12 protein-coding genes are annotated in these 15,027 nt (G+C 59.0%); 7 read left to right on the forward strand and 5 right to left on the reverse strand.

Annotated elements, in window-relative coordinates:
- Window positions 1–114: 114 nt before the first annotated feature.
- The 4 genes from ACT4OC_RS29710 to ACT4OC_RS29725 all read right to left on the reverse strand — a co-directional run bounded on the left by ACT4OC_RS29710 (window position 115) and on the right by ACT4OC_RS29725 (window position 4,849).
- Window positions 115–795, reverse strand: coding sequence for a hypothetical protein (locus tag ACT4OC_RS29710; protein WP_444842630.1), 681 nt, complete (start codon window positions 793–795; stop codon window positions 115–117).
- A 342-nt stretch (window positions 796–1,137) separates the two neighbouring features.
- The gene (locus tag ACT4OC_RS29715; protein WP_444842631.1) at window positions 1,138–1,479 is read right to left on the reverse strand and encodes a DUF2958 domain-containing protein; all 342 of its coding nucleotides are present in this window, start codon (window positions 1,477–1,479) and stop codon (window positions 1,138–1,140) included.
- On the reverse strand, window positions 1,479–2,828 hold the full coding sequence (locus ACT4OC_RS29720) for a PGN_0703 family putative restriction endonuclease (RefSeq protein WP_444842632.1): 1,350 nt from the start codon (window positions 2,826–2,828) through the stop codon (window positions 1,479–1,481). Before ACT4OC_RS29720 ends, ACT4OC_RS29715 begins: the two co-directional genes overlap by 1 nt.
- Before the next feature lie 554 nt (window positions 2,829–3,382).
- The gene (locus tag ACT4OC_RS29725; RefSeq protein ID WP_444842633.1) at window positions 3,383–4,849 is read right to left on the reverse strand and encodes a hypothetical protein; all 1,467 of its coding nucleotides are present in this window, start codon (window positions 4,847–4,849) and stop codon (window positions 3,383–3,385) included.
- Between the two features lie 335 nt (window positions 4,850–5,184).
- On the opposite strand from ACT4OC_RS29725, the gene ACT4OC_RS29730 reads away from it, so the two are divergent.
- Window positions 5,185–7,533, forward strand: a complete 2,349-nt coding sequence (locus tag ACT4OC_RS29730) for a DNA polymerase III subunit (RefSeq protein ID WP_444842634.1) — start codon at window positions 5,185–5,187, stop codon at window positions 7,531–7,533.
- A gap of 248 nt (window positions 7,534–7,781) precedes the next feature.
- Here ACT4OC_RS29730 and ACT4OC_RS29735 read toward each other — a convergent pair whose 3' ends face one another.
- The gene (locus ACT4OC_RS29735; RefSeq protein WP_444842635.1) at window positions 7,782–8,438 is read right to left on the reverse strand and encodes a hypothetical protein; all 657 of its coding nucleotides are present in this window, start codon (window positions 8,436–8,438) and stop codon (window positions 7,782–7,784) included.
- A 686-nt stretch (window positions 8,439–9,124) separates the two neighbouring features.
- Here ACT4OC_RS29735 and ACT4OC_RS29740 point away from each other — a divergent pair.
- The 6 genes from ACT4OC_RS29740 to ACT4OC_RS29765 all read left to right on the forward strand — a co-directional run bounded on the left by ACT4OC_RS29740 (window position 9,125) and on the right by ACT4OC_RS29765 (window position 14,783).
- Window positions 9,125–9,403 carry a hypothetical protein gene (locus tag ACT4OC_RS29740; protein WP_444842636.1) on the forward strand — a complete coding sequence of 93 codons (279 nt, stop codon included), beginning with the start codon at window positions 9,125–9,127 and terminating at the stop codon, window positions 9,401–9,403.
- 644 nt (window positions 9,404–10,047) lie between these two features.
- The gene (locus ACT4OC_RS29745; RefSeq protein WP_444842637.1) at window positions 10,048–11,061 is read left to right on the forward strand and encodes a glycoside hydrolase domain-containing protein; all 1,014 of its coding nucleotides are present in this window, start codon (window positions 10,048–10,050) and stop codon (window positions 11,059–11,061) included.
- A gap of 69 nt (window positions 11,062–11,130) precedes the next feature.
- A complete protein-coding gene (locus ACT4OC_RS29750) occupies window positions 11,131–12,465 on the forward strand; it encodes a hypothetical protein (protein WP_444842638.1) in 1,335 nt (444 codons plus the stop codon).
- Between the two features lie 19 nt (window positions 12,466–12,484).
- Window positions 12,485–13,048 (forward strand): hypothetical protein, encoded by a 564-nt coding sequence (locus ACT4OC_RS29755; RefSeq protein WP_444842639.1) that lies wholly within the window; start codon window positions 12,485–12,487, stop codon window positions 13,046–13,048.
- Window positions 13,045–13,860, forward strand: a complete 816-nt coding sequence (locus ACT4OC_RS29760) for a hypothetical protein (RefSeq protein WP_444842640.1) — start codon at window positions 13,045–13,047, stop codon at window positions 13,858–13,860. Before ACT4OC_RS29755 ends, ACT4OC_RS29760 begins: the two co-directional genes overlap by 4 nt.
- An 8-nt stretch (window positions 13,861–13,868) precedes the next feature.
- Window positions 13,869–14,783 (forward strand): DUF3616 domain-containing protein, encoded by a 915-nt coding sequence (locus ACT4OC_RS29765; RefSeq protein ID WP_444842641.1) that lies wholly within the window; start codon window positions 13,869–13,871, stop codon window positions 14,781–14,783.
- Window positions 14,784–15,027 lie beyond the last annotated feature (244 nt).

The following is a 15,027-nucleotide window of genomic DNA, read 5'->3' on the forward strand; positions in this document are numbered from 1 at the left end:
TCAGCAACCCGACCCTACCGGCGAATCGCCGGTGACCACCGCAAAGCCGTCCGCCCGCTACGGCGCTATTTGAGGGCGCGCGTGCGGACGGCTTTGCTCTACCGAGCTACACCATCACAGGGGACACGACCTGCGGACGAAGACGGGGTGGCGAAACTGCCCCAGCGGGGTGACCTGCATGCAGCGCACTTCGATTACTTTTCCGACAAGCCTCCCAGCCTTCGCTTCGGCCCATAGAACCTCTCGCTCAACATCGGTGAATCCGGAGCCTACGTCTCCCTGGACGGTTTTGACGTAACCGAGCTTGCCGAGGTGCTTTCCCCGGCCCTCGGCGTACCCGGTTATGGTGACGTCGTGGGTCTCCTCTGGCTTGACCTTGATCCACCGGTCGCGCTGACGAAGAACCAGGCCTTCATAACCAAGGCTGTTGGCACTTTGGAGCTGCGACTGGATGTCGTCAGCATTGGGAGTGGTCAGCATGCCCCAACGCAGCCGCGTATCGAGTGTGTCGAGCCCGTATAGGTGTTCTGGAAGCACCACCGGCGTGTCGGGCTGCGAATGCTTGGTACGGATCGCCCGGATAGTGTCGTGAAAGGTGCCGACGAAAACCTCGCAGTCGCGTGCCCCGCTCGTCCATCGCGGGATATTGTGGAGCGGCTTTGCCGCTCGGCTCATCCAGCCGAGCCCGTCGTGCCATATGGCGCGGACGCCATCGACTTTCAGTGTCACGAGCCAGTCGCCGGTCAGTGGCTGGCCGTTCCATGAGCGTGGATTGTTGATCTCGCGGTCAATCATGCACCCTCCGGTGCGAAGTGCTGTAGAGTTGGTTTCATCGGCGGCGTACACGGTCTAATTTTCTGATTTGGAACCGCGTGGGAGAATTGCGCCCTTGCGATATAGATAGCTGCGGTAGTGAATGCGCATCGTCAGTGCCCGAGATGGTCGCAAGCACAAGGGGCGATCCTCTTCGAGTAACTGGGACTGATATCGACACCGCACCGGGGACATTCGTCGTCGCAGCCGCATGACCATTCGTCCTCCCAGACGGCCCCGCAGCCATCGCATTCGTAGTGGTTGACGAAGGCGGGCTGGCAGCGGGGCTCGTGGTCCCATTGATGCGGGCATTGCGGTTTCTTACTAGGCAACGATCCGCCCCTGCTTGCGTGCTTCCTCGGCATAGGCGGAGAGCGGCTTGTCGGCGACGAAGTGGAGGTCGCGCTCGACGGGAAGGCCAAGCCGGCCCCGGACGGATGAAATTTCCGCGAGGCTGACGTAGCCGAGTTCTGGAAAGCCGATGCCAAGGTCGCATAAACAGAAAAGCCGATCAGCATCGTCCGGGTCAGCCTCGCTGATGAGCCAGGTCGCCGCACCGTCGGGTGTGAATAATTTGACGATGGGTGGGCCGTCCCTGTCGTCCGAGAGTGCTTGCACAAGGAGGCGGACCCGGTCCTCGACGGTGAGGAGCTCGTTCGCTGCCATCACACCGCCTCCTGCTTGGCTGACGCGGTGTTGCCGCGCGGGCGCGATGAAGCCGATCTCGTCCGCCGCGCCGGCGCTGCGGCAAGCGCCCGGCGACTGGGAGGAAGCGCGGCAGCGTGATGGTGTTGTGCCGGCTTGTCTGCCGGGGCGGGGGCTGCGTCGCCGGCGAGTTGATGGAGGGACAGGCGATAGACGCGGTCGAAGTCGCAATAGCGGCCCCACAATACCTGGGCGTGGTCGGTGGCGCCTGCCGTGGCAATCGCCTCGATGACGGCTTCGAGCGTCAGCGGGATGAAGGGGACGCGGTCGGTGTCTTGCCGTTCCGGGTCGATGAGCTCGCCCTGATAGACGCGGAACACACCCTGGACACGGCGATTGAGCTTCGGGCCGATCGCGAGGAAGACGGCGCGGGGGGTGATGCCGTTGTCGACAGCCAGCTGACTGAGCATATGCTCCCGCCAGAGCTGGTCGACGGGCCCGGCGCGGAGGATGAGGCTGTCGGGATTATCGTAGAGACGAACCCCCTTGGAGGCCTCGTTGTAGCGGTCGCGCATTCGCGCGGGAACCCCATCCATCCCTTCGCTGAATTTGACTTCGATGAAGATGGTGCCGGGTTCGCCACCGGGAGTGGTGACTCTGACGGCGAGATCCACCGCGCTTCGATCGGCCAAAAAGCGTTCGTCGCGCCGGCCAGGTGAGTGTTCGAACTGGATACGTTCGACGGAGCGGACGAAGCCCGGGAGCAGCTCGCGGAAGATGGCGGTGGCGAGTTTGAGGTCGAGGGCCATCGGGCCGAACATATTGAATACGAGCGGCATGGAGCTGAGCGCGTTGCCGAACAAGCGCTCGTCGTCGATGGCCGCGTCCTCCTCGCACATGAGCCATTCCTGCAGTGCGAGGTGATGAATGGCGGAGCTCAGGAAATTGCGACCGGCATACGCCGCATCGGGCGCAAGGATATTGCCGAAGGCCGCGGGGCCGTCGAAGGTGTCGCCTGCGTCCGATGAAGCTGCGGGAATATCGTGATCACGCAGCCAAAGGCATTGCAGGAGACGGGCGGCAGCACGAAACCGGGTGTCGATCACACAGAATGCGCCGTGCTCCTTGAGGATTTTCTCGGGGACCAGGGGCGTTCGCGCCAGCTGGACGAAGGCGTGCTTACCCGTGTTCTCGCGAGGGGGACGCCCGGCTTGGTGTCCGGGGATGGTGGAGGTCGATTTGGTCGGGCGCGCGGTGTTGGCGTGGGCAACGGTCTTGGTCGCATCGGAAGAGTTCGGCCCGGGCGCAGCGGTGGCGGGGGCGGTGGAGTCGGAAGCGGTCGGCTCGGATGAAGGGATGGAATTGCTCAAGGCTGTCTCTCTGTTGTGTTAGCGCATTCGAGGCGCAGGCGAGATTCAGCGTGGGGTGAGCGATGTTGAGAGAATTCGACGAAGCGGTATCAGGGCGGGGCAGGCAGAGGATGTCGGCCGGTGTGATGAGAGCTCGGCGCGACTCTGAGGGAACGGATGAACCGACATCAGGGTCCGCCTCGTCGGACGACGGAGACCAATCAGCAAGAGCATGATGGCGATTGAACGCTTCCTCGCGTGTCAAAATCTCTGCCGTAAGGTCAAGGGAAAAGGGGAAAGGGAAAGGGGAACGCGAAGGTGGACGGGTGGGTGGAGGAGGTAGGGGGAAGGGGTAAGAGATATAGCGCAAGCCCAACAGATCGCCTCAGCGATTTATGACTCAATATCGTGCCATGGGGGCAGCGATGCGGGCCGATCCTGCTGTTATCGGCCGCCCGACAAAGAAAGAGCTCCCCGCGATGTCATCCGCGAGGAGCCGGTGTTGCAGGCAAATCCGATATCTCGGCCAACGACGGAGAAGTCATCAGACCGAACTGGTGCGATCGTTGCCGGGCTTATGTGAGTTGCCGGCCCAGAAGGATGGCGGTGGTTTCAAAGCTCGGGGCGCGCGATCGCAGATACATACCGCGGTCGATGACGTCGAGGGTGACGTAATCGGTCCGAACGGCAAGCAGCGCGGCCAGGAGGTCTGCGACGTCGAGCGAGAATGTCCAGATGTCGATCGGAAGCTCGCCGACCGGCGACCATGGCGAGATCGGCGCCACGCCCGTTGCGGACGGGCTGTGACCTGCAAGGAGGAGACGACCAAGACCATTGTCCCCATGATCGATCTGGATTTCCACCCGTTCCGTTGCAATCGACAGCGCGATGGCGGCCTTTTGCAGGTCGGCTGTTGGGATGGTGACTGAGCTCTTCACCGGCAGCTGGAATGTCTTGTCCAGGGCAGCAGGCCAATTGCCGTCCTTGATCCAGGAGATCCGGGTATCCTCAGTCCTGAGATGCACGCTGGCGTCGGTCGTGGCGACCTCGATGGGACCGGAGAGCTTCGCGAGCACCGCCTTCAGGTTGCCCGCCTGACGAATCGGGACGACAATATCGAGGTCATCGGGAATGGTGGCAGAGGCATATTTGACCATCGCGTGGATGTAGCCGCTGGTGGCCGACCCGCCACCGATACGTAATCCGTCGAACGGGCCACGGGATCGGATGGCTTTGCTAGCGAACAGGGCCGCATATCCGACGGCTTCCGCGAGGGTTTGGATCGGCACGGTGGCGAGCGCGGCGAGTGAAGTCGCGGTGGAAACGTCGGGCAACTCCACCGATGTCGCCGTCGTCGAATATCGTCCCTCACGCTTATCAGTGTACCAGTGCAGTGAGTTCTCTTCGGGGTCGAAGGCAAAGGTCATCGGTCCCTCGAAGAGGGCGCCGATCCGCGCGATGACCTCGCCGTTGATCTGGAAGGCAAAGCAGCGTCCTTGGACGATCTCACGCAACGGTACGGTGTGGGCGACCGTGAAGTCGCCCTTGGTGGTTGCGATGGTGCAGGTGAGATCACCGGCGCCGACCGTGAGGATCGGATCGGGCGCTCCCTTTGACTTCAGCTGGGTGATGCGGGAGATCTTGCCGATCGCCTCGGCGTCAAGGCGGAAGCGCCAAGCCGGCGACAGCTTGTCGGCCATGCCGCCGGCAAGAGCCACGTTGGCGCGCGCGACGATGCCGGCATCGAAGCATGCCTGACCCCGCTTCCAGTGGATTCCGGTTCCGTATTGGACAATCGAAGGGGGAAATACCGGTACAAGCGAGCCCTCTGCGACAGATGCCACAGGGAGCGCGGTCCTGTCCGCGGGAGATGCAACCGACGAATCAGCTTGTCCGGCGTCGGGCTCTGCGAGGCTCATTTCCGATGCCAACGGCGCCGATTCCGTCGGTGTCGGATCTTCCGGGGTCTTTGGGAGTAGGTCAGGGGTATGGGCGGAGGCGGGGTGGTTTTGGTCAAGGTTGAATCTAGCGAAAACGTTCATTGCAGTGTCCTTTCGGAAAGATGCGCCCTCATGATGTCTTCGGACGCGGGGACTCTCCTGATAGTCACGATGGACACCTGCTTTTAGGTGCTGAACCTCCGAGGTTCGTGTCCTAACTTTTCGCGTCCTAAGACACCAGCTTGCATCGATCTTCCCCGACATTGAGCTTCCCAATGCGTCCGGGCCGTCCGTGGAGAGTTTGCCGACGGGTATGGCGCTGGAATTGACCCTCTTCGGTCGCGGTGAGCAGCGCATTCGATATATGGAGGTGCTACCGCCCCGCACTCGATACACAGTCGTTTGCGGCTGATTCGGCGGGATTGTGGTGAGACGAGATGGTTGACCTTGCTGAGAAGTACCGTCCCCGCCGGCTTCAGGACATTGTCGGACAACCGCGTCTCGTCACCTGGATGAAAGGGCAGATCCGCTCCCGCGAGCGCAGATCGGTCCTGATCGAAGGGCCTTTCGGTACCGGGAAAACGAGCGCGGGTCTGATCTATGCGCGGGCCATCCTGTGCACGCGACCGGATGACGGCGAGCCCTGTGGGGCCTGCGACAGCTGCCTGGGCTTCGGCGGCCGGGGCGAACGCCTCCCCGACGTCACCCTGTTCAAGTGCGGGGAGACCAGCACCGTCGAGAAGATTCAGGAGCTGCTCGAAGTCGCCAGAAGCGCCCCCTTCGTCGCCGACCGGCGGGTGCTGCTGCTGGATGAGGCCCACAATCTGTCCCGACGGTCGTCCCAGGCTCTGCTCGACATCGTCGAGAATCCACCGCAATGGGCGGTCTTCATCCTGATGACCTCGGAGACGAACGAACTTCCTTCAGCACTTCTGTCCCGGCTGACCCGTCAGCCGCTGGAACTGGTCAGCCAACCCGATGCGCTGATGTTCATGGCCGATATCTGCAAACGGGAAGGTATCGCCTTCGATATCGTTGGTCTTGAACTGATCTTTGGTGTCACCAGGGGGCACCCTCGCAAGCTCCTTCGGGAGTTGGAAATGGTGCGGGGCTTTGGGGCGATCACCGCACCCACGGTTCGCTCGGCCTTGCGCTTGGATTTCGACGATCGTCTCATGAGCTATGCGACCGCGCTCCTTGCGGGCGATCTCGGACGGCAGCTCGATCTGATCGAGGGCTGGCCGGAAACCCCTCCCCGAAAACTCGCCGTCCTGCACCAGTTCATGGCGTTCATCTATCTGACGGGCGTTCGCCGCCTCGACCGCGACGATCCCCTGATGCGCACCTTGTCCGATCAGGTCCGAAAGCTGTTGGTCGATGGATTTGCTGAAATCAGCGATCGTCTGCGGCTTGATCCGGAAACCCTCTGGCAGGATGTGCTTGCGGTCCTGGACCCAAGAGAGCACCTGACGGCCTCACAGCTTGCGATGATCCTGAGCCGGCTCGATCGGCTGATTAGGAAACCTGTCGTTGCTGGTTTGGACCAAGGCCATGAGGACAAGATATCGTCTCCGCAGCGTGCTCGGCGATTGCGGGTGCATGCTGATCCCAGTGTCGCGCTGCACGGACAAGGCTTCGGGGATGGGAAACCTGTACCGGCTGACGCCAAGCGAGATGCATCACGCAACGGGGCGCATGTTCCGCCAGAGTCTGAGTCAGACATGCTGACTGAGCGAGGTCGCGCGGCGAACCCTGAGACCAGCCGATTCCGGGCGAGGGTGACATCTGGTCCATCAAAGACCTATCTTTCCTGGCCGCAGGTAAAAGAAATCTGGGAGATCGGCAGTTTCCTGCCGCAACAGTTCGGCTTGCTCTTCAATCTCCGTCTGACGGTAAACCACCGCACACTTGGGATATTCGATCATCGTGCCGGCGCACGCCTCGTCTCCGATCTTACCGATGAACTTGGAGGTCGTATCGAGTATTGGGAGCCAGGATCGCCCTATCACTGGGTCTACCGGCATGAGGCTGACAGCGCGGGCAATCTCGTCTCCCGGGTTCTGCTGTCGATTCCCGACTATCTACTCGATCCCGCCATCGACTGGCTTGGTCGGTTCGCGGTGCGGCGGACAAAATTCCATGATGCTGCGATACCAACCGGTCTGACCGGCAGGGCGAATGAACGTCAGTCTGTTCTTTCTGGCCCGGAACGCGGTACTGCGGTATCCGACCGCGCTTTCCTGGTCTCGTCTCGGCATGCAGGTTCGGAAGCCGCTCGCATTCGTTTCCATTGGCAGGGAATCCGTGCTTTGAGCCGGTGCCTCGCCCCCGATCTCGTTGAGCGCGATGAAGCGGGCCTCAGACGGCCCCTCGTAGACCTCCTGCAAATCCCCCGGCGCTGGCGCGGAGCGGTCGGTGATGTCGGATCAGCACAGGGCAGGGGTGCTTCAAAGCAACTGACGCACCACGCGCGCAAGATCGTCGCCAACAGCGAGATGGACCTGCTATCTGCGCTGCAGGAGAGGAAGTGGTCTGAGCTCGATCAGGGGTGGGAGCTTCGGGAAAACTTTGCGCGACTTGCGGAGAGAACCCGGCGCGAGAACGCCATGGCGCAGGTTCATCTGCGATTCGAAGGCAGCGATGAGCTTTCGACTGCGCGACGCGAAGAAGAGTTGCGCGCGCTCCGATCCGCCTTCAATCCCGATCCCAAGAGCTGGCTGCGGAAATGGAGCGGTTGGTGGCTGCCGCAGGGCAGGAAGATGAAGGCGTCATCGGCGAGGAAGTGACGGAGCTTGGCGGCCCGTAGGGGTGTGTGGCTTTGTCGTTGCCCCCTTACTTCAGGGGGCTGGGTAATATTTGGCTAAAAATCCTTGCATTTTCAAATAGATAACTGAGGCCGAGAAAGCCGGCGGGCTCGGCATTTTCCCGAAATGACTACTACCTTTCTCCGAAATGAAATGTTTCCGAAATGGCAGATTTGCTCGGGGGGCGAACGACAATGCGTTTCACCTCGCTCTTTCCAGCCTGGCTCCTGCTAGATGTCGATGATGCCGCCCCGGTATCTGTTCTTGCGGATAGTGCGATAGCTGAAAGAGCCCGCCTCGCGATCATCCTGTTCGAACAGCCGCTTCACGGTCTGCGGCGTGACGGCATGCTCTTTGGCGACCTCCCCATAAATTGCCGTTTGTGACCTGATCGCCGGCAATTCTGGAACCTCAGCGCGGCTCTTGCGGGTTACGCCGGACTTCGATGAGCCCCGGCCGTTCTTCGTCCTGCTATGTCCAGGAAGAACCTTCTTTCCTCCGCTGAGGCCTGCCAAGTCCTGCATCAATAGCTCGCGCACGCGGGCGACAATGGCGGCGTTGCGCTTCTCAAGCTGGTACTCGTTGAAAACGGAAGGTCCTGAGGAAGCATTCCTCGTACCCAGTACGATATCGGCGACCAATTCGCGGGCGCGCAAGGTGTTGTCGTCGGCATGCTTCAGGAGCTTGCTCGCGATCTTCAAAACGCGCGAGCGGACACCGGGCGGCAGCGGCAACCCCTTCCTTGCACAGATCCCGACGACTGCCCAAAGGGCCAACATGTTGCCGGTCCGGTTATACAACGCAAGTTCGGTATCGATGCTCTGTTTGATCGAAAGCCTATCGATTGAAACGGGTGAAATGCGTCTTCTTGGCGGTTGTGAAGGCACTTGTGATCCCTGATGCGGAGTGAGTTGCAGGTATTCGCAGATCAGGAAGGTGATCTGCCATGAACATATCGATCCAGTCGACCGCGGCATGCGATAGCGATGATACTATCGATCCGCCACCATTCCTCCAAAGTGCCAAGAGCCTTGCTCGGATCGACCATCACCGAGGCGGCAAGAGCGTCTTGACTGAGCGAATTCGGACGAACGAGCCGCTCCGGGCGCCACATCGAGCCGTCAAATCTCATCGTTCACCTATTGGCATACGCACCGTGATAGTTCTTGGCAAGGAAAGCACCGTTTGGCGTCAACAGCCAGCGCGCGCGATCTGAACAGGGGTGCGATCTCGTCAGGCTGTACGGTCGTCATGTACAACGAATAGATCCTGGCCGCGGTCCGCCAAGTGAGAATTCCGCTTGAGCTTATCATCGCCTGTCGCGCTTCATCGGCAAGAGGGTTGCAATCCGCGGCGCCGCATCGACTCTTATCCGACGATGGTTGGTAGAGCCCCTTGCGTGCATGCCGTAGCCGTGTCTGCTAGAGGCTTTCCTCACCACGCCGGTCTTCCCTATCAATGGCGATCAGTCTAGATAACACCGCGCACAGTGGGCGGCGGCCAACGCAGACCGCCAGCCTCACATGGGTTAGCGGACTTGGATCGATTGATTGAAGCGGAAGGGCTATCTGAAATGAGCGACGACGAAATCGTTGGAATGTTCGAAGTAGTCGAGGCGGTGGAAGCCGTCATCAAAGCGGCCGACCCCGAGAAGCGCAAAGCGCTCGCCGACGCCATTGACGCCTACGGCGAATGCTTTCCGGAAGAAATGGATTGGGCTTTTAGTGCTCAGTCGCCCGCATTTCTGCATCAGTTGATTTTGGCAATAAACTACGCCTGCCGCCCTGAGGCGCAATCCAAGACCCGGCCGGCAATTCGGTTGGTTGATCGCAAGCCGGAAGGGAGCGCCTAGGTTCAATCAACATTGAGAAATCCCGTTGGGAAGTGGACTGGCTGTGCTGGTCCACCTTGCTATCGCCGACTTGGTCGCGGAGCCATGACCACAGACAATGTGTAAGCGCCACCTTTCCTGCTCGCCCTGTGGCGCTTGATGAGATCGACGAGTTTGCGCTGCAGCTGCTTGGCGGCTCGTTGAGACAAAGCGCAGATCTTTGAGGCAAAAATACAGGTACGCTAGCGTGCTCTCTTCCAGCAATTTCGGTGTGCGTCCCTCCGCGAAATCCGGGCGAACGGTGAGTTGGCCGTTGCGGTCAGTGTGGATCACGGTGCCCCATCGCATGGGCGCCTCCGCGGCAGCCCTGATCCGCTGGTCGATGCGATCCGGAGTCACGTCTTCGCGCCCGAGCGCAATCTCTTGCTCGCAAGCGCGACTTGCTCTCAGAACCAATTCGCTCTCGAGCCGAGGATGATTTGAAGGCCGACCGGGAAGTCCTTGGTGGCGATGGCTGATGGGTATGCCCGCCGTCGGCAAGCCGGTCTGGTCGGCCCATGGGGTCGACATCGGAAGTGCCGGACCTGCAGCTCGGGTCGTGCTTGCGTCGCACCACAACTCTTGATTTACTGGGCGTGGATAGGGCAATCAGGAAGGGGGTGCCTATGCTGTGTCTGAAATTCGGCTTCGCCAGCGCCTTCGTTGTGTGTTTTTTTGCGACTGGAACGATTGTTCAAGCGGCTTCAGACTGGGCGAGGCCGGGCTCTCGACCACGCTGCGAGGCGAACCCTAAGTTCAGAGTTGTTGACGTTTCTTTTCCTATTGTTGGGGTCAAAGCACCGTCGGGAAGGTCGGTACTCCAGGAATTAAAGGGTTTCGGTGTCGAGACCATTTTTCGCTACTATGATCATGAGAACGAGACATTGCCCGGTAAGACCCTGTTGCCAGCCGAGTCGGACGCAATCATCAAGGCCGGCATGAAGATTGGCGTTGTGTTCCAGCACAACAACGACAGCCCCGTGAAATTCATGGACCCTAACGCGGGTACTGCCGACGCGAAGCGCGCGCTGTTCCTTGCCGACCAGAACAAGCAGCCTTTTTGGTCTACGATCTATTTCGGGATAGATGGGCCAGAACTGCACCTTTCTCCGTTGGTCAAGGAATACAAGCGCAACAGTGGCCGGCCGATGTCCGAAGAACGCAAGGAAGAATTGCGCAGGTCGGGAAAGGAAGGAAGACAGGTCGTTACCAGATACCCGGGGTTCCTAGCGCTGGGGCCTGCTGCCTTCAGCGTCGATGACCTAGGACGCGTAACACCCGGCATGATGCGTCCCTTGATAAAGAAGTATTTTAATCAGATCGCAGCGCAGTTTGCGGACTACAAAACTCGGAATGGCGGTAAGACCTTCAACATTGGCATGTACTGCACTGCGGGCATGTGCGCCTTCGGCGAGAAAGCCCGCTTTGCAGACTATTTCTGGCTAAGTCCAGAGGGGCGCAATGATCCAATATTCGATACGTACTTGAAGGGCTCCAGCCAGCTTAGCCTCGTCCAGCATTTACCTACTTCGTGTGTCGACTGGAAGCCGGTCCGAGACAATCAGACATTCGAGATGGATTTTAATCAGGTGAGAGCAGGGCGACCAGACTTTGGGCAATGGAATAGAAAGCGCCCGTGATAGGGCATTTCTTTTTTCGTGCGATAGCTCAAGTGATCGGCGCGTAGCACTAAATATCGAGATTGAGCGATGAGATTGTTTGTTGACGTTTTCGTGCTGCGCTTGGTGATCTTGTTGTTCCTGCTGGGAGCGAGCCAGTCGGGGTACTCGCAGGAGGTTGCATTTCCAGGAGGGACGGGGCGAATTGTCCGGGAGAATATCGCACGATCTCTGTCCGATCCGATATTTACGGATCCACGCGCTAGAATTGCCGATGACGCCATCGAAACGTTGCGGGTCTACAAGCAACTAAAGATTCCGGCCGGAAATCAGATCATTCGGAATACCAACGAACCCTGCGCGTTTTGTAGGCCGATGGATCCGCGAGGAGTTGAGTATGTCCTCACGCGTCTGACCCCTCCGCCAATCAGCGCTACGAACAAGGTCAAGGCCTGCGCTAATGCCTGCCACCCGCAAGACCCCTCGCTCGTCGCGGACTATCATCAGCGGTCGTTGAAGACAGCGGCTGCTGGGCAAGCGGCCGACAGCTCCAGCATTTTGGCGTCAAGAGTCAGCAACTACCTGGCAAGTCGAGACTACGCCAAGTGCAAGCAGGTCTTTGAAAAGCATTCCGGCGACATTGTCGGATGGCTCAAGGCGGTGAACGAAGACGATGTCGGTAGCTTGGGAACAAGGGCGCTCGCGGGACTGAAGGAGTATGTGCAGGGATGCTTCCGTCAGCTGCCGGCAAACGCCGCCGATCCGGAACTTCGGCGCGTCGCCGACAGGGTGGGGCAATTTTCGCCGGCATGGCGGGAAATCCTGGGTTACTCCCAGGATTGCCATGGCCTCATCACTGACATGAAGCTGCTGACGGCAGTGCATTGCTTCCTCAATGCCAAACCTGACATAGGCGAATCCGTAACGATCAGCGTTCCCAGCAGGATGACGTTCAAAACGCTGGCAGGGAAAAAACTGACGCTTGAACTTTGCGAATTTTGCCACGCCGCTTCGATGATCTGGACCAACAGTCGTGACGTTATCGAGGTGCCAATTCTCAATGCCGCTGCGTTGACGGAAATTGCGAGTGCGGACATTCCGCGCGTCAAGATCGAGATAGGAGATCAACTGATCCTGTTCGGTTACAGTCCCTATGAACGCCTTGTCGCGCTAGGGGAGGCTCGAGAACCGTTGGTCATGAAGGATGACATGGCGCTTTGCTCGGTCTTCGACAGTCGCGACAGGATCGTCGTTCATGGTTGCCAGACCGGCCCAGGTACAAGTGGAGCTCCTATCTTCGTACGCAAATTGGGAGAGCTCGCGATCGGCGGAGTTCACGCGGGAGCGACTGACGCCTTGCCCGTGCCCATGAGGCGGTGGTCGCCAACTATCGCAAATTATGGAGTGTCAGCAGATGCCCTTTAGACCCATATCCTGTGGTTGCATGATCATCTTCGGGTTGCCATCTTTGGCATTTGCCCAGGCGGCCGTCAGCGATGTGGACTGGAATGATCCCTCGCTGAAGACGGCTATGGAGCAGATCGAAAAGGAAAAAGTGAAGGGATTGGAGAGTGCGAGCCCTTATGCGGCGTCTCAGCTGCCTGTGTCGCTTCCCATTCTGGGATTGCCGCTTCCCGATAAGACCGCATCAGTCAAATCTCTTGAGTCGCTCGCAAGTGGACAGGCAGCGGCGCTCTATCGGTACGACAAGGAGAAAGGGTACTGGTATAGCCAAGTCTCGCGAGGCAAGGACATTACCATACTTGTTCAAGGGTCGCGTCTGTCTGAAGGCGATCCAAATCCGCTACGGCCGGAAGAGATATCGTTTCAGTTTCTGGCCGAGGATGGGTCCTCGAAGCCCACTGAAGTTGTGGCCTCATTCAAGCGTTTTCAAATTCGCTACTCGGTAACGGTTAGCTGCCGGAAGGAAGATGATCCGCGATGCTCCCAGGAGACGGCAGTGCGTACCTTAATTTCTTCATTGAAGGTGTTGGGTGGAAAACAATGATCAGTCGGATCTTGGCAGTTTCAATCACGATTCTCGCGTCTGCCGACGCACCAGCTGGTGAGTTGGTCGGCTTTCGTTATTACTCCCCGGGCGTGTTGTTGGGAGTCGGGGAAAGCGGCGTCACGGATCGAAAGGTCCACCTCCCAGATCTTACATTCCCGGTCGAGTTCGACGTCACCAAGCACATCGTCATCCTCAATAGCCAGATGTATAATCCTGGCGGTGCTTGCCATTGGGGCACCTGCAAGTATGACGATGGTAAGGAAGGCGATCGCTGCGCGCAATCGAACTACGACTATCCATGGCGAGACACTTTTTGCGAGAAGGCCGGTCGGACTTATGCCACGGCAGGGTGTCCGGACAATCGAGGACACCAAGGGCTCGATATCCGAATGCCGAGTGTCCTGAAAGGCAGCAAAGGCAAGCAGTGCAAGTCAGGGAGCTGGTATGCCGTCGCGGCTGCGGACGCGCAAATTGCTGCTGTAACCGGCGCCGTCGTTCGCCTCGTTGACAGCAATGGACGAGCGTACATCTACAGACATCTTGACCCGAAGAGCCTAACGCATCTCCATGATATGTCGAGCGTGAAGCGTGGAGAGCGTATAGGTGTCATTTCCGGTTACAACAATCCCGGTACAGCTCTCTATACGCCTCCTCATCTGCATCTCGAAATCGTGAGGCCGACTGAAAGATCCGCCTTTGTGCCAAGTTATTCCTCGATGATCGTGGCTTACCGAAAGCAGATCGGAATTCCGATCCAGCTTGATGCTGGAGGCAATCTTCCCTCTGATGAAGCGCGCGAATTGAGGTAGAAGGGAGCATGGACCCGATGAGATTCAGTCACGTATTGTTCGCGCTGATGGCAATCGCCGCGCCTGCTTTCGCCGCCCCTGCCACCACCGAGTACAAAGGCATATGCGAGGCATCAGCCGGCGCCTACGTCGATCCGGAGCATTTCTTGGTAGCCAGCGACGAAACGAACGTGCTTCGTCTGTATAGGAGAGGAGTAGTCGATCCGGTGCTGAAGGTGGACTTTCAGGCCTTCATTGGGCACGACAAGTCAGACCTGGAAGGCGCAGCGAGAATCGAAGACAAGGTATACTGGATTAGCTCCCATTCGTTTAACAGCCGCGGCGAGGACAAGATGAAGCGGCGCGTCTTCTTCGCGACAAAGACCACGGCACTCGGCGGCGCAATCAACACGGTTGGTATTGGGAAAGTTGTAACCAATCTTCGAGACGGCCTTGCGGCTGCGGCTAAGGTTGCTCCGAAGGATCTCAACGTGGAAGGCCTCGCCGCAACCCCTGACGGCGGTCTCCTCATCGGATTGCGTAGTCCCCTCCGTGGTAGCAGCGCAATAGTTGTTCCACTCAAGAATCCCGCCGGGGTGATCGAAGGAGCAGACGCCGTGTGGGGGGCGGCGCTGGAAGTCCAACTTGAGGGGCTAGCTATCCGAAGCATGGAACTGATGTCAGCCCCTGGCAGCGGATACTTCATCATGGCCGGGTCTCAGAAAGACAGCAATGATGAATTCAGGCTTTTCAAATGGTCCGGGACCAGACCGGAAACGGAAAGACTGGACGGGATCGACCTAAACGGGATCAAACCCGAAGGTCTGATGCAGGTTCCAGGGACTGGGAAGTGGCATCTGTTGAGCGATGACGGGGATGTCTGCAGCGACGAGGGTCTCGAACCGCAAAGAAGATTTCGTAGCACAGTAATAGATGCCAAATAGGAAGACTGTTGCGTTGGTTAAATGCCAAGCAGTGGGAAATTGTCGCTCCGCCGTGGCCCTAGTCAGAATGCCGAAGATTCCGAGCCTATGCTTCAGTTCGCCAATGCTGCTTGAGGAGTATCCGTCCGGTGAAGGCCGCCTTGCCGAGTGAGGCGTGTTGTTGAGAACTGTCCTTATGGACAGTGATAGGCGCAGTGCCCAAGTCGAGCGGCTCGAAGTTGTTGACACAGGCCGGCGGCGGCGC

This window comes from Bradyrhizobium sp., assembly GCF_052389815.1.
In the GTDB taxonomy this organism is placed as follows: domain Bacteria; phylum Pseudomonadota; class Alphaproteobacteria; order Rhizobiales; family Xanthobacteraceae; genus Bradyrhizobium.

Bases quoted from the DNA above. Each gene is read 5' to 3' on its own strand.
- ACT4OC_RS29745 (WP_444842637.1), top strand. From the start codon at position 10,048: ATGCTGTGTCTGAAATTCGGCTTCGCCAGCGCCTTCGTTGTGTGTTTT.
- ACT4OC_RS29730 (WP_444842634.1), top strand. From the start codon at position 5,185: ATGGTTGACCTTGCTGAGAAGTACCGTCCCCGCCGGCTTCAGGACATT.
- ACT4OC_RS29760 (WP_444842640.1), top strand. From the start codon at position 13,045: ATGATCAGTCGGATCTTGGCAGTTTCAATCACGATTCTCGCGTCTGCC.
- ACT4OC_RS29750 (WP_444842638.1), top strand. From the start codon at position 11,131: ATGAGATTGTTTGTTGACGTTTTCGTGCTGCGCTTGGTGATCTTGTTG.
- ACT4OC_RS29765 (WP_444842641.1), top strand. From the start codon at position 13,869: ATGGACCCGATGAGATTCAGTCACGTATTGTTCGCGCTGATGGCAATC.
- ACT4OC_RS29755 (WP_444842639.1), top strand. From the start codon at position 12,485: ATGATCATCTTCGGGTTGCCATCTTTGGCATTTGCCCAGGCGGCCGTC.
- ACT4OC_RS29715 (WP_444842631.1), bottom strand. From the start codon at position 1,479: ATGGCAGCGAACGAGCTCCTCACCGTCGAGGACCGGGTCCGCCTCCTT.
- ACT4OC_RS29740 (WP_444842636.1), top strand. From the start codon at position 9,125: ATGAGCGACGACGAAATCGTTGGAATGTTCGAAGTAGTCGAGGCGGTG.
- ACT4OC_RS29725 (WP_444842633.1), bottom strand. From the start codon at position 4,849: ATGAACGTTTTCGCTAGATTCAACCTTGACCAAAACCACCCCGCCTCC.
- ACT4OC_RS29710 (WP_444842630.1), bottom strand. From the start codon at position 795: ATGATTGACCGCGAGATCAACAATCCACGCTCATGGAACGGCCAGCCA.